The organism is Erwinia sp. V71, from assembly GCF_965644245.1.
Classification (GTDB): domain Bacteria; phylum Pseudomonadota; class Gammaproteobacteria; order Enterobacterales; family Enterobacteriaceae; genus Erwinia.
Genome location: NZ_CBFFRK010000036.1, coordinates 16,537 through 34,624 on the forward strand (window position 1 = coordinate 16,537; position 18,088 = coordinate 34,624).

19 protein-coding genes are annotated in these 18,088 nt (G+C 55.0%); 10 read left to right on the forward strand and 9 right to left on the reverse strand.

The annotated features are described in order from the left end of the window. Window positions 1-181 precede the first annotated feature (181 nt). Both ACSZO1_RS10200 and pabB read right to left on the reverse strand, forming a co-directional pair. Window positions 182-763, reverse strand: a complete 582-nt coding sequence (locus ACSZO1_RS10200) for a CoA pyrophosphatase (protein WP_437612127.1) — start codon at window positions 761-763, stop codon at window positions 182-184. Continuing rightward, window positions 753-2,123 (reverse strand): aminodeoxychorismate synthase component 1, encoded by a 1,371-nt coding sequence (gene pabB / locus ACSZO1_RS10205; RefSeq protein WP_437612160.1) that lies wholly within the window; start codon window positions 2,121-2,123, stop codon window positions 753-755. The genes ACSZO1_RS10200 and pabB overlap by 11 nt, the downstream gene beginning before the upstream one ends. A gap of 113 nt (window positions 2,124-2,236) precedes the next feature. Between pabB and ACSZO1_RS10210 the strand changes: the two genes are divergently transcribed. Then, window positions 2,237-2,419: a YoaH family protein gene (locus ACSZO1_RS10210; protein WP_437612129.1), complete on the forward strand. Its 183-nt coding sequence runs from the start codon at window positions 2,237-2,239 to the stop codon at window positions 2,417-2,419. 14 nt (window positions 2,420-2,433) lie between these two features. Here ACSZO1_RS10210 and ACSZO1_RS10215 read toward each other — a convergent pair whose 3' ends face one another. Next, entirely contained in the window at window positions 2,434-2,778 is a 345-nt protein-coding gene (locus ACSZO1_RS10215) for a RidA family protein (protein ID WP_437612131.1), read from the reverse strand. Window positions 2,779-2,952: 174 nt separating this feature from the next. On the opposite strand from ACSZO1_RS10215, the gene ACSZO1_RS10220 reads away from it, so the two are divergent. From ACSZO1_RS10220 to rnd, 5 genes are all read left to right on the forward strand, one after another. Beyond that, window positions 2,953-4,872: an ATP-dependent DNA helicase gene (locus tag ACSZO1_RS10220; RefSeq protein WP_437612133.1), complete on the forward strand. Its 1,920-nt coding sequence runs from the start codon at window positions 2,953-2,955 to the stop codon at window positions 4,870-4,872. Between the two features lie 51 nt (window positions 4,873-4,923). Beyond that, entirely contained in the window at window positions 4,924-5,625 is a 702-nt protein-coding gene (gene tsaB / locus ACSZO1_RS10225) for a tRNA (adenosine(37)-N6)-threonylcarbamoyltransferase complex dimerization subunit type 1 TsaB (RefSeq protein ID WP_437612135.1), read from the forward strand. A gap of 57 nt (window positions 5,626-5,682) precedes the next feature. Then, complete coding sequence (locus ACSZO1_RS10230; protein ID WP_437612162.1) at window positions 5,683-6,276, forward strand: Slp/YeaY family lipoprotein; 594 nt, start codon at window positions 5,683-5,685, stop codon at window positions 6,274-6,276. A gap of 229 nt (window positions 6,277-6,505) precedes the next feature. After that, on the forward strand, window positions 6,506-8,191 hold the full coding sequence (gene fadD / locus ACSZO1_RS10235) for a long-chain-fatty-acid--CoA ligase FadD (RefSeq protein ID WP_437612137.1): 1,686 nt from the start codon (window positions 6,506-6,508) through the stop codon (window positions 8,189-8,191). 112 nt (window positions 8,192-8,303) lie between these two features. Then, window positions 8,304-9,425 (forward strand): ribonuclease D, encoded by a 1,122-nt coding sequence (rnd, locus tag ACSZO1_RS10240; protein ID WP_437612139.1) that lies wholly within the window; start codon window positions 8,304-8,306, stop codon window positions 9,423-9,425. A 75-nt stretch (window positions 9,426-9,500) separates the two neighbouring features. Here rnd and minE read toward each other — a convergent pair whose 3' ends face one another. From minE to minC, 3 genes are read right to left on the reverse strand one after another with little or no spacing between them, the layout of a single operon-like run. Then, window positions 9,501-9,770 (reverse strand): cell division topological specificity factor MinE, encoded by a 270-nt coding sequence (minE, locus tag ACSZO1_RS10245; RefSeq protein WP_437612141.1) that lies wholly within the window; start codon window positions 9,768-9,770, stop codon window positions 9,501-9,503. Between the two features lies 1 nt (window position 9,771). Further along, window positions 9,772-10,584 carry a septum site-determining protein MinD gene (gene minD, locus ACSZO1_RS10250; protein WP_437612143.1) on the reverse strand — a complete coding sequence of 271 codons (813 nt, stop codon included), beginning with the start codon at window positions 10,582-10,584 and terminating at the stop codon, window positions 9,772-9,774. 57 nt (window positions 10,585-10,641) lie between these two features. Beyond that, window positions 10,642-11,334 (reverse strand): septum site-determining protein MinC, encoded by a 693-nt coding sequence (minC, locus tag ACSZO1_RS10255; protein ID WP_437612145.1) that lies wholly within the window; start codon window positions 11,332-11,334, stop codon window positions 10,642-10,644. 159 nt (window positions 11,335-11,493) lie between these two features. Here minC and ACSZO1_RS10260 point away from each other — a divergent pair, with 159 nt between their 5' ends. The 3 genes from ACSZO1_RS10260 to ACSZO1_RS10270 all read left to right on the forward strand — a co-directional run bounded on the left by ACSZO1_RS10260 (window position 11,494) and on the right by ACSZO1_RS10270 (window position 13,115). Continuing rightward, window positions 11,494-11,763: a YcgL domain-containing protein gene (locus tag ACSZO1_RS10260; RefSeq protein WP_437612146.1), complete on the forward strand. Its 270-nt coding sequence runs from the start codon at window positions 11,494-11,496 to the stop codon at window positions 11,761-11,763. Window positions 11,764-11,947: 184 nt separating this feature from the next. After that, window positions 11,948-12,607, forward strand: coding sequence for a fumarylacetoacetate hydrolase family protein (locus ACSZO1_RS10265; protein ID WP_437612148.1), 660 nt, complete (start codon window positions 11,948-11,950; stop codon window positions 12,605-12,607). Between the two features lie 61 nt (window positions 12,608-12,668). Further along, complete coding sequence (locus ACSZO1_RS10270; RefSeq protein WP_437612150.1) at window positions 12,669-13,115, forward strand: YcgN family cysteine cluster protein; 447 nt, start codon at window positions 12,669-12,671, stop codon at window positions 13,113-13,115. A 62-nt stretch (window positions 13,116-13,177) separates the two neighbouring features. On the opposite strand, the gene dsbB is transcribed toward ACSZO1_RS10270, so the two are convergent. Beyond that, on the reverse strand, window positions 13,178-13,711 hold the full coding sequence (gene dsbB, locus ACSZO1_RS10275; RefSeq protein WP_437612152.1) for a disulfide bond formation protein DsbB: 534 nt from the start codon (window positions 13,709-13,711) through the stop codon (window positions 13,178-13,180). A gap of 125 nt (window positions 13,712-13,836) precedes the next feature. After that, a complete protein-coding gene (nhaB, locus tag ACSZO1_RS10280) occupies window positions 13,837-15,387 on the reverse strand; it encodes a sodium/proton antiporter NhaB (RefSeq protein WP_437612154.1) in 1,551 nt (516 codons plus the stop codon). A 213-nt stretch (window positions 15,388-15,600) separates the two neighbouring features. Between nhaB and fadR the strand changes: the two genes are divergently transcribed. Next, entirely contained in the window at window positions 15,601-16,320 is a 720-nt protein-coding gene (gene fadR, locus ACSZO1_RS10285; protein ID WP_437612156.1) for a fatty acid metabolism transcriptional regulator FadR, read from the forward strand. Between the two features lie 74 nt (window positions 16,321-16,394). On the opposite strand, the gene ACSZO1_RS10290 is transcribed toward fadR, so the two are convergent. Continuing rightward, window positions 16,395-17,930, reverse strand: a complete 1,536-nt coding sequence (locus ACSZO1_RS10290) for a SpoVR family protein (RefSeq protein ID WP_437612158.1) — start codon at window positions 17,928-17,930, stop codon at window positions 16,395-16,397. Window positions 17,931-18,088 lie beyond the last annotated feature (158 nt).

The following is an 18,088-nucleotide window of genomic DNA, read 5'->3' on the forward strand; positions in this document are numbered from 1 at the left end:
ATATCAGTAAAAACTTATCCCACCAGGCTGACGGGCGGCATAGCATAACTGACTTTCGTTGCGCGAGGAATATAAATGAAAACGGTGAGTAAGTAAGTGATTTGGATCGTGAGATTAGGTATTACCAGTGAAAAATAACGCGATGTGCAATTCTTAAGCATATTTGACGTCGCAGGCGATATCAGGATCGATTCACCGTCGTCTGCAGGCTCAGCTGGCGGATAATGCCTGCGGTCATCCCCCAGACAAAGTAATCCTCAAACCACGACAGCCAGACACGGTGCTGTACGCCATGACGCTGAATATCCAGCGGTGTATAACGGCCGAGGCGCAGCACTTCCTGCAGCGGCATTTCAAACACGGCCGCCACTTCGTCCTCATTGGCGTGATAACGCAGATTATCCGGCAGTACACCGACCACCGGCGTGACCTGAAAACCGGTGCTGCTGGTCACGGCGGGTAAAGTACCAATCACCTGCACCTGCTGTGGCGGGATGGCGACCTCTTCTTCGGCTTCACGCAGCGCGGTGGCGATCAGTGATGCATCACTGCTGTCCATCATGCCGCCGGGAAATGCCACCTGACCGGCATGTTTACGCAGGGTGGCCGCGCGTTTGGTCAGCAACAGCGTTGGCTGCGGGCGCGCCACCACCGGCACCAGCACTGCCGCGCGGCGGCTGGGGGCGATATCCTCTGCGGCGGGAGGCAGACAGAGGGTAAAGCGGGCGAGAAACTGCGTCAGCGTCAGTGGATTACTGTTCATCACGGCTCGCCTGCAGGCAGGGTAAAATGCGTTTCAGTTTATCGAAGGTTTCCTGATACTCGGCCTGACAGTGGCTGTCAGCAACAATGCCCCCCCCGGCGGTACAGAACAGTTTACCCTGTTCGGCAATCAGCGTGCGGATGGTGATGCTGGTATCCATGCGGCCACAGAGACTGAGGTAACCAATGCTGCCACACCAGGCGTTACGGCGCTGCGGCTCCAGTTCTTCAATAATTTCCATTGCCCGCACTTTTGGTGCGCCGGTAATCGAGCCACCCGGGAAACAGGCGCGCAGCAGATCGCTGGCGTGCAGGGTCGGCTTCAGGCGGCCGCGGATGGTGCTGACCAGATGATGCACTGCCGGGAAAGGTTCGACGACAAACAACTCCGGCACTGACACCGTGCCGGGCTGCGCCACGCGACCAATATCATTGCGCAGCAGATCGACAATCATCAGGTTTTCCGCGCGATCTTTCGGTGAGTTCGCCAGTTTTTGCGCCTGCAGCCGGTCGGCTTCGGCATCTGCCAGTCGCGGCAGGGTGCCTTTAATCGGGCGGGTTTCAATCACATCCTGTTGCAGAGCCAGAAAACGTTCCGGCGACAGGCTGAGGATTACGCTCTGTTCCAGGCGCAAAAAGGCGCTGAACGGTGCACGGTTTTGCTGGTTGAGCAGAGTAAACGCCTGCCACTCATCGCCTTGATAGTCAGCGGTAAAGCGTTGCGCCAGGTTGACCTGATAGCAGTCACCGGCCTGCAGATAGTGCTGTACGCGGGCGAACTTCTCCGCATAGCTCTCCGGCGTCATATTGGACTGCCAGTCGCTGGTCAGAGTGAAACGCTTGCGTGACGGATTGACGGGCAGCGCCTTCAGCCAGGCCAGCCGTGCGGCAACGGGTTGGTGGCTGACCAGCGTCAGCGTCCGGCGCTGGTGGTCGGCAATCAGGGCCCAGTCATACAGCCCGACCGCCATATCCGGGGTGGTCAGGTCATCCGGCGCCTGCTGTGGCAGGTGCTCAAAACGGCGACCGAGATCGTAGCCGAACAGACCCAGCGCGCCACCCTGGAACGGGAAATCGTCGTGTTGCGTGGTGGGCAGATTTAAGCTGTCCAGCGCCTGCTGCAACAGACTCAGCGGGTCATCGGTGGATTCTGTGATGCTGTCGCCCTGTTGCCAGCGGGTCAGCTGGCCTGCGGTCTGCAGGGTCGCGCACGGCTCCGCCACCATAATGTCGAAGCGGTTGTCACTGTGCTCGGCAAAACCGGAACTGAGCAGCATCGCCCAGGGCAGATGGGCGGCGCGGGCAAACAGATTGTTCAGGGCGTCGGGCGTATACTCTAACGGATGGTAAACAGGCGGCATGGTGTTCAGCAGATCATCACAACATAAAGATGCAAGCCTGGCATATTTTTCTCCTGCTGGCATCTGTTTGTTCACCATGGAATAATTCGCGCATCAAGAGTTGAGGAGTCACCATGATTACAGGTTTACCGGCATTATCACACGAGCAGCAGCAACAGGCGGTGGAGCGCATTCAGGAACTGATGTCGCAGGGCATGAGCAGCGGCCAGGCGATTGCGCAGGTGGCGCAGGAGATCCGCGAGACCCATACCGGCGGTCATATTGCGGCGCGTTTCGAAGACGAAGAGGACGAGTAACGCGCCGCAGGACATTACAGCGCGGCGATAATTTTGATTTCGACTTTGTATTTCGGGTCGACCAGCTGCGCCTGCACCGTGCACCGCACGGGAGCATGACCTGGCGACACCCAGGCATCCCATGCGCGGTTCATTGCCGGGACATCGTCCAGACTGACGAGAAAAATGGTCGCGTCGAGAATTTTGCTTTTATCGGAACCGACACGCGTCAGTAACGCATCAATCACCGCCAGCGCATTGGCGGTCTGCGCTTCTGCTCCCTCGTCGAGATTTTCCGGCACGCTGGTGTAATAGACGGTGTTGTTGTAGATCACGGCTTCCGACATACGCGAACCCACGTCAATACGCTGAATAGTCATCGCAATTCCTTACTTAACAAGAGTGGCGCTAAGCCTGACACAGAAAGCATTCCGCTGTCATCTGTTGTGGTGATGAGGGCAGAATACTGACATAATTACAGTGTTTTTATCCCCGCCAGGTTTCAGGCAGCAATGCGCCGGGGGATGGGTAACCGGCAGCAGAAGAGAGGGTTTGTGGCAGACGATTTTGCAGCAGATGGCGCACTGGCGCGGGAAATTCCCGGTTTTAAACCGCGTGAAGCCCAGCGGCAGATGGCGCAGGCCGTCACGGAGGCGATCACCCGCCGCAGTGAGCTGGTGGTAGAGGCAGGGACCGGTACGGGGAAAACCTTCGCTTACTTAGCCCCTGCGCTGCGTTCCGGCAAAAAAGTGATTGTCTCCACTGGCTCGAAAGCATTGCAGGATCAGCTCTACAGCCGCGATCTACCGACGGTGGCGCGGGCGCTGAAGTTTAAAGGTCAGCTGGCGCTGCTGAAAGGGCGCTCTAACTATCTTTGCCTCGAACGTATGGAACAGCAGTCGCTGGCGGGGGGCGAACTGGCGGTACAGGCGCTGAGCGACCTGGTGCATCTGCGCGGCTGGGCGACGGAAACGGTCGACGGTGATATCAGCACCTGCGGCGCGGTGGCGGAAGACAGCACGATCTGGCCGCTGGTGACCAGCACCAACGACAACTGCCTCGGCAGTGACTGCCCGCTGTACAAAGAGTGTTTTGTGGTCAAAGCGCGCCGTCGCGCGATGGATGCCGATGTGGTGGTGGTCAATCACCATCTGTTTCTCGCCGATATGGTAGTGAAAGAGAGCGGTTTCGCTGAGCTGATCCCGGAAGCCGATGTGATGATTTTCGATGAAGCGCATCAGGTGCCGGATATCGCCAGCCAGTATTTTGGTCAGCAGCTCTCCAGCCGTCAGCTGCTCGATCTGGCGAAAGACATCACCATCGCCTACCGCACTGAAATTCGCGATATGCAGCAACTGCAGAAATCCGCCGACCGGCTGGCGCAGTGTGCACAGGATTTCCGCCTGGTGCTCGGTGACCCGGGTTATCGCGGCAATCTGCGCGAATTGCTCAGCGACACGCCTATCCAGCGAGCGCTGACGCTGCTCGATGATGCGCTGGAACTCTGCTATGACGTAGCGAAAATGGCGCTCGGTCGTTCGGCGCTGCTGGATGCGGCTTATGAACGCGCGGCGTTGTATCGCAACCGTCTGAAGCGCTTAAAAGAGGTGTCGCAACCCGGCTACAGCTACTGGTACGAGTGTAATTCACGTCACTTTGTGCTGGCGCTGACGCCATTGTCCGTCTCTGAACGTTTCCGTGAAGTCATGGATGAACGCCCGGCAGCGTGGATTTTCACGTCGGCGACGCTGGCGGTGAATGAGCAGATGACCCATTTTGTCGAACGGCTTGGTGTCAGCAATGCGCAGTCGCTGATTCTCGACAGTCCGTTCTATTACGCCCGCCAGGCATTGCTGTGTGTGCCACGCCATCTGCCGTCGCCCAATCAGCCCGGCGGCGCGCGGCAGCTGGCGCGGATGCTGTTGCCGCTGATTGAAGCCAACAACGGCCGTTGCTTCTTCCTTTGTACATCGCATCAGATGATGCGCGACCTGGCCGCTGAATTCCGCGCCAGTCTGACGCTGCCGGTGCTGCTGCAGGGTGAAACCAGCAAAGGTCAGCTGCTGAAACAGTTTGTCGCCGCAGGAAATGCGCTGTTAGTCGCCACCAGCAGCTTCTGGGAAGGGGTGGATGTGCGCGGCGACGCGCTGTCGCTGGTGATTATCGATAAACTGCCGTTCACCTCGCCGGATGATCCTTTACTGAAAGCGCGGATGGAGGATTGCCGCGTGCGTGGTGGCGAGCCGTTTGATGATGTGCAGCTGCCGGATGCGGTGATCACGCTGAAACAGGGGGTGGGCCGTTTGATCCGCGATGTGAATGACCGCGGTGTCATCGTGATTTGCGATAACCGGCTGGTGATGCGCCCGTATGGTTCGGTGTTCCTTAACAGCCTGCCGCCCGCGCCGCGCACCCGCGACCTGCAACGCGCTGTTGCCTTTCTTACTGAGCAACCCGCGCAGCCATTCCCGTGATCTTGTGCTAAGATGCCCGCCGGAAAAATTTTGATCCCGCCTGAGGTTGCTATGTCCACGCGAATTTTAGCCATTGATACGGCCACTGAAGCCTGTTCAGTGGCGCTGCTGAACGATCAGCATATTGACGCTCTGTTTGAACTTTGTCCGCGTGAGCATACGCAGCGCATCCTGCCGCTGGTGCAGCAGGTGCTGAGCAACAATCAGCTGGCGCTGACGGAACTGGATGCGCTGGCGTTTGGCCGCGGGCCGGGCAGCTTTACCGGCGTGCGTATCGGTATTGGTATTGCGCAGGGGCTGGCGCTGGGCGCCGACCTGCCGATGATTGGTGTCTCGACGCTGGCGACCATGGCGCAGGGTGCATGGCGTCTCACGGGTGCCACCCGTGTGCTGGCGGCGATTGATGCGCGCATGGGCGAAGTCTACTGGGGTGAATACCAGCGTGATGAGCAGGGCAACTGGCACGGTGAAGCGAGCGAAGCGGTGCTGAAACCGGACGCCGCGCTGGCGCGTATGGCACAGCTCGATGGCGCATGGGCGACCGTGGGCACCGGCTGGCAGGCGTGGCCGCAGCTGCGGACCGACAGTGCTCTCCGGTTAACCTCTGCGGGTGTTGAACTGCCCGCAGCGGAAGATATGCTGCCGCTGGCGCAGCAGGCACTGCGCAATGGCGTGACGGTGGCGGTTGAGCATGCTGAACCGGTCTACCTGCGTAATGAAGTGACATGGAAAAAATTACCTGGCCGCGGCTAAGCAGCAACTTATTGTCAGCCGCAGAGTCTAAACTAACAGTACCAGGGAGAGTTAATGATGCGTAAACGTTTTATTGGCCCTGCGGGCCTGTTAGCTGTAGCGGCGCTGGTTTTATCTGGCTGTGCGTCTATTCCTGATGCGATAAAAGGCAGCTCGCCGACGCCGCAGCAGGATCTGTTGCGTGTGATGAATGCGCCGCAGTTGTATGTCGGCCAGGAATCGCGCTTTGGCGGTAAAGTGGTGAAAGTGAGCAACCTGACGGGCCGTACGCGGCTGGAGATTGCCACGCAGCCGCTGGACAGCAGTGCGCAACCGATGCTCAGTGCCGCCTCTGTCGGGCGTATTTTTGCCGATGTGAATGGCTTTGTTGATCCGGTCGATTTGAATAATCAGATGGTCACGGTGGTCGGATCGATTAAAGGCACGGAAAAAGGCAAAGTCGGTGATGCGGATTACCAGTTTGTGGTGGTGAATGTCATCGGCTACCAGCGCTGGCATCTGACGCAGCAGGTGGTTATGCCGCCGCAGCCGATTGATCCCTGGATCTGGTATGGTCCGCCGCGTGGCCGCCATGGTGGTTACTGGGGACCCGGGCCGTGGTGGTATAACAACAGCACACCGGCGCAGGTGCAGACCATCCTGACCGAATAACCACAGCAGTAAGATATAATATTTCGACATTATTTTTAGCGGCCCGGTCGCAACATACAGCGACCGGGCCGTTTTGTTTTATCAATGTCTGGTTCGAGAAATTTAGTGATACGCTTCGCAACCTCATCACAGAAACATCTGCAAACTGGTACGCTCAGTTAAAATATTGTTAAAACATCATGTAGGTGAGGCTGCGATGACAATAAATAACGATTTCCGAGGTGAATCCTTGAGTAAGGTTTGGCTTAATCGCTATCCGGCTGATGTTCCGGCCGAAATTGATTCTGAACGCTACATATCGCTGATTGATTTATTTGAACAGTCGGCAAAGCGCTACGCCGATCAGCCCGCGTTTATTAATATGGGGCAGGTGATGACCTTCCGTAAGCTGGAGGAGCGCAGCCGTGCGTTTGCCGCTTACCTGCAAAACGGACTGGGCCTGAAGAAAGGCGACAGGGTGGCACTGATGATGCCGAACCTGTTGCAGTATCCGATTGCGCTGTTCGGCGTGCTGCGCGCTGGTATGGTGGTGGTGAATGTCAATCCGCTGTATACCCCGCGTGAACTGGAGCATCAGCTGAATGACAGCGGTGCCGCTGCGATTGTGCTGGTTTCCAATTTCGCCCATACGCTGGAAAAAGTGGTGGCGAAAACCCAGGTGAAACATGTCATTCTGACGCGCCTTGGCGATCAGCTGTCACCGGCGAAAGCCACACTGGTTAACTTTGTGGTGAAGTACATCAAGCGGCTGGTGCCGAAATACCATCTGCCGCATGCCATTTCCTTCCGCAGTGCACTGCAGCAGGGATACCGCCAGCAATATGTGAAACCGACCATCATTAATGATGATCTGGCTTTCCTGCAATATACCGGCGGCACCACCGGCGTGGCGAAAGGGGCGATGCTCACTCACCGCAATATGCAGGCCAATCTGGAGCAGGCGAAAGCCACCTATGGTTCACTGTTGCGTGAAGGCGATGAAATCGTGGTGACGGCACTGCCGCTGTACCATATTTTCGCCCTGACGGTGAACTGCTTGCTGTTTGTCGATCTTGGCGGCAGCAATCTGCTGATCACCAACCCGCGTGATATTCCGGAGCTGGTGAAAGAGCTGGGTAAATATCCGTTTACCACCATTACTGGCGTCAATACGCTGTTTAACGCACTGCTGAATGATAAAGAGTTCCAGCGTCTCGACTTCTCGTCGCTGCGTCTTTCTGCGGGCGGCGGCATGGCGGTGCAGAAAGCGGTGGCGGAGCGCTGGGAGAAGCTGACCGGCCACTATGTGCTGGAGGGCTATGGCCTGACGGAGTGTTCGCCGCTGGTGTCCGTCAACCCGTACGATATCACCTGCCACAACGGCAGTATCGGCCTGCCGGTGCCCTCCACCGATATTAAGCTGGTGGATGACGCCGGTAATGAAGTGGCACCGGGTGAGCCGGGCGAGCTGTGCATTAAAGGACCACAGGTGATGATTGGCTACTGGCAGCATCCGCAAGCCACTGATGAAGTTTTAAAAAATGGATGGCTTCGCAGCGGCGATATTGTTACCGTTGATAGCGAAGGCTTTCTGCGTATTGTCGATCGCAAAAAGGATATGATTCTGGTTTCCGGTTTCAATGTTTATCCGAACGAGATCGAAGATGTGCTGATGCAGCATGCGAAAGTGCGTGAAGTCGCCGCGATTGGCGTACCAAGCGAGCTTTCCGGTGAAGCAGTAAAAATCTGCGTGGTGAAAAAGGATGATTCACTGACTAAAGATGAACTGATCGCGCACTGCCGCCGTCATCTGACGGGGTATAAAGTGCCGAAGATTGTCGAATTCCGTGACGAGCTGCCGAAGAGTAACGTCGGTAAAATTCTGCGCCGCGAATTACGCGAAGAAGCCATTAAGGCGGCGCAAAGCAACGGATAAGGTCAGCCTGCTGTATCGCAAAGATTAATCAACGCCGGATTGTCCGGCGTTTTTATTGCTTAACACCTGACGCCACCCGTTTTATGTTTGCGGGCGGTGAGAGAGAACCCCATTGAATTACACATTAATCACTGACAACCAGGCGCTGGCTGACGTTTGCCAGGCTGCACGTCGCCATCCTGTGCTGGCGCTGGATACCGAATTTGTCCGCACGCGCACCTACTATGCGCAGTTAGGTTTAATCCAGCTGTATGACGGTGAGCAGCTGTCGCTGATAGACCCGCTGCCCATCACTGACTGGACGCCGTTTGTCGACCTGCTGACTGACGCGCAGGTCACCAAATATCTCCATGCTGGCAGCGAAGATCTGGAAGTGTTCCAGCATCATTTCGGCGTGATGCCGCAACCGATGATCGATACGCAAATCCTGGCTGCTTTTTGTGGTCGTCCGCTCTCCTGTGGTTTTGCCACCATTGTTGAGGCATATACCGGCGTGGCGCTGGATAAGAGCGAAGCGCGCACCGACTGGCTGGCACGCCCGCTGACGGCGCGGCAGTGCGAATATGCCGCCGCCGATGTGTTCTATCTGCTGCCGATTGCGGCTCAGCTGATGACAGAAACGGAAGCGGCAGGGCAGATGAGCGCCGCGCTGAGCGAGTGTGCGTTGCTGTGTCAGCGCCGCAGCGAAGTGGTGCAGCCGCAGGACGCCTGGCGCGATATCACCAATGCCTGGCAGCTGCGTCCGCGTCAGCTGGCAGTGTTGCGCCTGCTGGCCGCCTGGCGTCTGGAGCTGGCGCGCGAGAAAGATATGGCGGTCAATTTCGTGGTGCGCGAAGAGAATTTATGGAAAGTGGCACGCTACCAGCCAGGCTCACTGGGCGAGCTGGATCATCTCGGACTGAACGGCCATGAAATCCGTTTTCACGGTAAAACGCTGGTTGGGCTGGTAGCCGAAGCGGAAGCATTGCCGGAAGAGGCACTGCCTGCGCCATTGAGCAATATCATCGATCAGCCGGATTACCGCAAAGCGTTTAAGGATCTGAAAGCGCTGGTGCAGCAGGTCAGTGAGAGCTCGGGTTTAAGTCAGGAGCTACTGGCATCGCGCCGGCAAATCAACCAGTTACTGAGCTGGCATTGGCAGCTGAAACCACGGGAACGTTTGCCGGAATTACTGGCGGGCTGGCGGGGTGAACTGATGGCAGACGGCATCAACGCGCTGCTGGCGAATTATTAATACGCCATCAGACGAGTCTGCCGGAACAGATTTCCCCTGCAAAACGTGCAGGGGAAAATCAGGATAAGCGAAGCGTCATTTCGGGGCGTCTTCCACTTCCGGTAGCGTCACATTCAGCTCCAGAATCGAAATATCATCCCCTTTGTTATCCAGCTGGACCGTCACCATTTCCGGATCGATCTTCACGTATTTGCAAATCACTTCCAGTATGTCACGCTTCAGTTGTGGCAGATAATGCGGCTCGCTGTCGCTCCTTCTGCGTTCCGCCACAATGATTTGCAGCCGTTCCTTGGCTATATTGGCTGTGTTCTTTTTTCGGGATAAAAAGAAATCAAGTAAGGCCATGTTATCCCCCGAACAGGCGTTTCAGGAAACCCTTCTTCTCTTCTTCAATGAAGCGGAAGGGACGTTCTTCACCGAGTAAACGATCGACGGTATCAGCATAGGCTTTACCCGCATCGGACTCGGTATCCAGGATCACCGGCTCACCCTGGTTAGACGCACGCAGTACAGACTGATCTTCCGGGATCACGCCGACCAGCGGAATGCGCAGAATTTCCAGTACGTCTTCCATGCTCAGCATGTCGCCACGGCTGACACGGCCTGGATTGTAACGGGTGAGCAGCAGATGCTCTTTCACCGGCTCCTGGCTGGTTTCCGCACGGCGCGATTTTGAGGCGATGATGCCGAGAATACGGTCTGAGTCGCGTACCGAGGAGACTTCCGGGTTGGTGGTGATAATCGCTTCATCCGCGAAGTAGAGCGCCATCAGCGCACCAGTCTCGATACCTGCTGGTGAGTCACACACCACGAAATCAAACTCCATGGCTGACAGATCGTTCAGCACTTTTTCGACGCCCTCGCGGGTGAGGGCATCTTTATCGCGTGTCTGTGAGGCAGGCAGGATAAACAGGTTTTCGGTGCGCTTGTCTTTGATCAGCGCCTGGTTCAGCGTGGCGTCACCCTGGATAACGTTGACAAAGTCATACACCACGCGGCGTTCGCAACCCATAATCAGGTCGAGGTTACGCAGACCGATATCGAAATCGATCACCACGGTTTTTTTGCCTTTCTGCGCCAGGCCGGTAGCGATGGCCGCGCTTGACGTGGTCTTACCAACGCCCCCTTTACCCGATGTAACTACAATAATGCGTGCCATATGTATCTTTCCTTAACAAAGGGGCTAAGTCTGTTGCGACGGGCGGTGTCTGCCCGACTAATTCAGTGTTTGTATTGTCAGTGCGCCATCTTTCAGGCTAAGGCGCGCGGCCTTACTAAAAAACTCTGCCGGGATCTGGTCCATAATCCAGTATTCTCCGGCAATCGACACCAGCTCAGCAGACAGGCTGGTGCAAAAAATCTGGCAGTCACGGTCACCGCTGGCACCTGCCAGTGCGCGTCCGCGCATCATGCCGTAAACATGGATGTTGCCATCGGCGACCAGTTCTGCACCGGCGCTCACGCTGTTGGTGACAATCAGGTCAGCGTTGCGGGCATAAATTTGTTGTCCGGAACGTACCGGGGTACTGATCACGCGGGTTTTCGCCACCGGGTTTTCTGCTGGCGGCGCAGGCGGAGCCGGTTCCACGTTTTTCTTCTGTTCTTTTCCTTCGGCCAGAATCGGCAGGCCTGCACGGGCAATCATGCGTTTCAGCGCGTCATCTTTACAGCCGCTGACGCCGACGATGCGCAAACCCGTGGCGTTGACCGCCTGCTGCATCTGTTTCCAGTTCACCTCACCGGAAAGTGTCGCCACATTAAGCACCACGGGGGCATTTTTCAGGAAGGCTGGAGCCTGGTCAATTTTGTCCTGGAGCGCCTGGCGAACCACGTCGGGTTGATCGTGGTGTAAGTGAACAACAGACAGCGTAAAACTGCTGCCTTTTAACTCGATTGGCGATTGCGACATCTGTCCTGACTCAGTCCTGTTGTGTCTTAATCCGGCTCAATCAGGCTTAATTTATCAGCGCTTAATCAAGGCGGGACAATATTCCGAAGTACAGTAAGCATGTTATAGTTACTGCTATATTCAGGCAAGTCGCCATCCAGGTTAATTCGAGTAAAAAATATGTTTTGTGTGATCTACAGAAGCCCGCAGCGTGACCAGACTTATCTTTATGTAGAAAAAAAAGACGATTTCTCCCGCGTGCCGGAAGAACTGCTTAAAGGTTTCGGCAAACCGCAGCTGGCAATGATCTTACCCCTTGATGGCAGTAAGAAACTGGTCAGTGCCAGCCTGGAGAAAGTGAAGCTGGCATTAGCGGAGCAGGGCTATTATTTGCAACTGCCACCACCACCGGAAAGTCTGCTAAAGATTCATCTGGAAAATAAGCAATAAGCATTATTAAGATTCATCTGTAAATATTTTCGCCACATGCTGCGGCGTGTGATGATATCCCGGCACGGCAATTCTGTTTTCTGACCGCTTCCGCACAATAAATAGTCAGAGGTGGTTCTACTATTTCGCACGGGCGCTACAGATTAGCGTAGCGCCACCACTGAACAGCAAACAGGGGAACAGCATGTATCAGCATCGTAACTGGCAGGGCGCATTGTTAGATTATCCGGTCAGCAAAGTGGTGTGTGTAGGCAGTAACTATGCAAAACATATTAAAGAGATGGGCAGTGCGACACCCGAAGAGCCGGTGGTGTTTATTAAACCAGAGACCGCGCTGTGCGATTTGCGTCAGCCGCTCTCCATCCCGCAGCAGTTTGGCGAAGTGCACCATGAAATCGAACTGGCGGTGCTGATTGGTGCGACGCTGAAGCAGGCGAGTGAAGAGCATGTGAAGAAAGCGATTGCCGGTTACGGTGTGGCGCTGGATTTAACGCTGCGTGACGTTCAGGCCGGCCTGAAGAAAGCTGGCCGTCCATGGGAGAAATCGAAAGCGTTTGATAACTCCGCACCGCTGTCAGGTTTTATTCCGGCCAGCGAATTCAGCGGCGATCCGCAGGATACGCAGCTGAAACTGGTGGTTAACGGCGAAGTCCGCCAGCACGGCAGCACGGCAGAGATGATGACCAAAATCGTGCCGCTGATTGCCTATATGAGCCAGTATTTTACCCTGCGCGCAGGTGACGTGATTCTGACCGGTACGCCGGAAGGTGTTGGCCCAATGGCCTCTGGCGATCAGCTGGAAGTGTTTATTGGTGAGCAGGGCATTACCACCCGCGTGCTGTAAAAGTTGCATCTGGCGCACAAAACCTTTATAAGGTGCGGTTTTTCACAACCAGGATTTTCTCATGACTGATACCCCTTTCTGGCGACAGAAGTCGCTTGAGCAGATGACCGATGAGGAATGGGAATCCTTGTGTGATGGCTGCGGCCAGTGCTGTCTGAACAAGTTGCAGGATGCCGACACCGATGAAATCTATTTCACTAATGTCGCCTGCAACCTGCTGGACATCAAAACCTGTCAGTGTCGTAATTATGAGCGCCGCTTCGAATATGAAGAGGATTGCATCAAGCTGACTCGTGAAAACCTGCCGACCTTCTCCTGGCTGCCGCCGAGCTGCGCCTATCGCCTGCTGTCAGAAGGAAAGCCACTGCCAGTCTGGCATCCACTGCGCAGTGGTTCGAAAGCGGCAATGCATGCCGCGCGTATTTCTGTGCGCCATATTGCGGTGCGGGAAAGCGAAGTGGTGGACTGGGAAGAGCATATTATCAATCGCCCGCGCAACTGGGCGTGACAGTGATGTCAGCATAAAAAAACGGGCCTTAATGGCCCGTTTTTATTGATGACGACGATCGCTTAGTAGCGAGAGAACAGGTCGCGACGTTTAGGTTTAAACGGCTGGGCAATCAGCACCAGTACGCCAACCACCAGAAACGCAGCGAAGATCACGATCAACCACTGTGGCATACTGAATGACAGGAAAGACCAATGGTTTTCTGCGCAGTCACCGCTGGCGACAAACATACCCGGCAGCCATTTATCCAGCGGCAGCCAGCTCGGGAAGCGCGCAGCGAAATCACAGGTGACAAACGGATTCGGGTGCAGCTGGATCATGGTGTGCTGATAAGCCAGACGCAGCCCCTCATACGCACTGTAAATCCAGATTGCGATCGCCACCAGGCGCAGCGGCGTTTTTGGCGCAACAGCGCCGACCAGGCCTGCTGCTACCACGCCCCACAGTGCGCAACGTTCATAGATGCACAGTACGCAGGGTTTCAGCATCATGACATGCTGAAAGTACAACGCCACCATTTCCAGAGCAAAAGCGATAATCGCCATTAACAGCCAGGCACCGCGCCCTCTGGAGCATTGATTCAGATATCTCAACATAGTCTTTCCATGCAAGAAGCTTTAGAAAACGCAGTGTAAACTAAAAGCAGCTTTCTGCCAGCCTGCTCTGCGAAAAAAACAATCAGATAAATGACTTAAATTAAAAAAAGCGTTAAATGTACGTTTTACTGCTGTGGCAGCGCGATCCAGCCCTGTTGCACCATCCATAGTGTCAGGGGTTCCAGGCTATACATGATGCACAGCAGGCCCACCAGTGACAGCACGAAGGTAAACGGCAGTGCCATCCACACCATGCGGCCATACGAAAGACGAATCAGTGGTGCCAGTGCTGATGTCAGCAGGAACAGAAACGCCGCCTGACCATTCGGTGTTGCCACCGATGGCAGGTTGGTGCCGGTATTGGTGGCGACAGCCAGCAGCTCAAACTGATCGAGGCTGATCGCGCCACTGGTAAAGGCGTGTTTCGCCTCATTGATATACACCGAGCCGACAAACACGTTATCGGAAATCGCCGACAGCAGGCCATTCAAGGTATAGAACCAGCGTAGCTGAGAAGCGGGATCCACCTGCAGGACAAAATGGATGAGCGGCGCAAACAGCTGCTGTTCAGCAATCACGGCGACAATCGCAAAGAAGACCGTCAGCAGCGCGGTAAAAGGTAGTGCTTCGCTGAAGGCTTTACCAATCGCGTGCTCATCGGTTACGCCGCAAAACGCGGTAATAATAATGGTCACCGATAAACCAATCAGACCGACTTCCGCCAGGTGAAGTGCCAGCGCAATAATCAGCCAGACCCCAGTCAGCGCCTGGACCCACAGTTTCATCGTCTCCTGGCGGGTACGCTGGCGGGTCGACTGGTGGTCGTATTCCTGCAGGATCTCGCGCACCTGCGCGGGCAGCGGTTCACCAAAACCAAACAGCTTAAAACGCTCAACCAGCAAAGACGTGATCAGGCCACAAATCAGCACCGGTACGGTAACGGGTGCCATACGCAGGAAGAAGCTGACAAAATCCCAGCCCGCGGCTTTGGCGATAATCAGGTTCTGCGGTTCGCCTACCATGGTCATCACGCCACCCAGTGCCGTACCCACACCCGCCTGCATCATCAGACTGCGCAGAAACGCGCGGAATTTTTCCAGAGTCTGGCGCTGTTCTTCATCGGCAATATCACGGTCATCATGATGAAATTCCCCATCACCCTGCGACACTACGCGGTGATAAATGGCGTAAAATCCGCTGGCGACGGCAATCACTACCGCGACCACGGTCAGGGCATCGAGGAAGGCCGAAAGGAATGCTGCGGCCAGACAGAAGGCAAATCCCAGCAGCACCTTAGAGCGAATATTCAGCAACAGTTTAGTGAAAACCAGCAACAACAGCTGCTTCATAAAATGAATCCCGGCGACCATAAAGATCAGCAGCAACAGCACCTCGAGATTCGCGGCCAGTTCCTCTTTCACTTTTTCCGCGCTGGCCATGCCGATCACTATCGCTTCCAGTGCCAGTAAACCGCCGGGCAGCAATGGATAGCACTTCAGCGCCATGCCGAGGGTAAAAATAAATTCCGCCACCAGCAGCCAGCCAGCGCGAAACGGGCTGACAAAAAAGAACAGCAGGGGATTAATGACTAAAAAACCCAGCAGGGTAAGTTTGTACCAGTCGGGCGACTGCCCGAGAAAATTCCGTGTCATTGCACGGCTGACAGACATATCCATGACAAATCCTGGCCTCAGTTTTTATTTTGCCATCAAAGGGTAAAGGGCATCCGACATGCTGGCAAGATACTGATCATGCAAAGCGATGGCTGAATTTTATTATTTTCCCGGAGTGATCGCGTTTTCCGTGTGTTCCAGACTAGGTGATGCCAGGGGCCTCTGGTATGATGAGCTGAATTTTTTGCTGTAGACAAAAGGCTACGAGATAACGCTATGGTCATTAAGGCGCAGAGCCCGGCAGGTTTCGCTGAAGAGTATATTATTGAGAGCATCTGGAACAGCCGTTTTCCACCCGGCTCCATTTTACCCGCAGAACGCGAGCTGTCTGAATTAATTGGCGTCACTCGTACCACGTTGCGTGAAGTATTGCAGCGCCTGGCGCGCGATGGCTGGTTAACGATCCAGCACGGTAAACCCACGCGTGTGAATAATTTCTGGGAAACGTCCGGGCTAAATATTCTGGAAACCCTGGCGCGACTCGACCATGACAGCGTCCCGCAACTGATCGATAATCTGCTGTCCGTGCGCACCAATATTTCGTCAATTTTTATCCGCCGTGCGATCAGTCATCATCCGGATAAGGCGCTGGAAGTGCTTGAAAGCGCCGCGCATGCTGACGATCACGCAGAAGCCTATACCGAACTGGATTACAATATTTTCCGCGGTCTGGCGTTTGCCTCCGGCAACCCGATTTACGGACTGATCCTGAATGGTCTGAAAGGATTGTACACCCGTGTCGGACGTTACTACTTCTCTAATCCGGAAGCTCGTAAGCTGGCGCAGCATTTTTATCAGCAGCTGGCTCAGATCGTTCAGCAGCATAAGGCGGATGCGGTGGTGGATGCGGTGCGTGACTATGGCCGTCAGAGCGGTGAAATCTGGCACAGCATGCAGAAAGCCATGCCTGCGGATTTAGCGCATCAGCGTCGCTAAGAGATAAAAATACGCCCTCCGCCAGAAATGGGGGAGGGCTGGTAAGCGCCGCCAGAGGCTGTCCGGGAACGTCGTTACAACGCAGTGGGTCGAGGCGGACAGCGATCCAGTAACTCCACGCTGCCATCCTCGTTCTGCTGCTCCAGATGCACATCAAACCCCCACAGCCGGTGCACATGTTTCAGCACCTCGCGACGGCTTTTATCCAGCGGCGCACGTTCCTGCGGTACATAACGCAGGGTAAGCGAACGGTCACCGCGCAGATCAACACTGTACACCTGAATATTGGGTTCCAGATTGCTCAGATTATACTGGGCCGACAGCTGCTGGCGAATCGCCCGGTAACCCGCTTCATCATGGATCGCTGCAATTTCCAGATAATTGTTGCGATCATCATCCAGTACAGTAAACAGGCGGAAATCGCGCATCACTTTCGGTGACAGGAACTGACTGATAAAGCTCTCGTCCTTAAATTCACGCATGGCGAAATGCATCGTTTCCAGCCAGTCTTTACCGGCGATATCCGGGAACCAGTAGCGATCTTCTTCCGTTGGCGATTCACAGATACGTTTAATATCCTGGAACATCGCAAAACCCAGTGCATACGGGTTGATGCCGCTGTACCACTGGCTGTTATACGGTGGCTGGTAAACCACATTGGTATGGCTGTGCAGGAACTCCAGCATAAAGCGTTCGCTGATTTTGCCTTCGTCATACAGGTGATTAAGAATGGTGTAGTGCCAGAAGGTTGCCCAGCCTTCGTTCATCACCTGAGTCTGTTTTTGCGGATAAAAATACTGGCTGACTTTCCGCACAATGCGCAGCATTTCCCGTTGCCAGGATTCCAGTAACGGGGCATTTTTTTCCATAAAATAGAGCAGATTTTCCTGCGGCTCAGCCGGATAACGGCTGGCGCCTGCCTGAGTTTCCTCTTTTTCGCGCCGTGGCAGGGTTCGCCAGAGGGTGTTCACCTGGCTCTGCAGATACTCTTCGCGGCTTTTCTGCCGTGCTTTCTCCTCTTCCAGCGAGATTTTTTGCGGGCGTTTATAACGATCAACGCCATAGTTCATCAGCGCATGGCAGGAGTCGAGCAGGCGTTCCACTTCTTCCACGCCGTAGCGCTCTTCGCACTGGCTGATGTAGTTGCGTGCAAACAGCAGGTAATCGACGATGGAACTGGCATCAGTCCAGCTGCGGAACAGGTAGTTATTCTTGAAGAAGGAGTTGTGGCCGTAACAGGCATGAGCCATTACCAGCGCCTGCATGGTAATGGTGTTTTCCTCCATCAGATAGGCGATACAGGGGTTGGAGTTAATGACGATTTCATAGGCCAGACCCTGCTGGCCATGCTTATAGCGCTGTTCTGTCTCGATAAATTTCTTACCAAATGACCAGTGCGCATAGTTGATGGGCATACCGACGCTGGAGTAGGCGTCCATCATCTGCTCGGAAGTAATGATCTCAATCTGGTGCGGGTAAGTGTCGAGCCGGTAGAGCTTCGCTACACGGTCGATTTCTTTCAGGTAGACATCCAGCAGTTCGAAGGTCCAGTCCGGTCCGTCGCTGATTCGTTTGCTGTTTTTGATCGTATCATCAAACATCGTCGTCATAGCGCACCCCTCTTCATGAGCGAATACTTCAATGATAGTTCACTGTCACTCATCCTAAACAGGAAAACAAATGAAATCTTTGGTCGTGACGCAGATTTAGTGGTAGTGGTTGATTGTCAGATACCAGCCGATGATCTTGTCGTGCATCTCTTCAGACT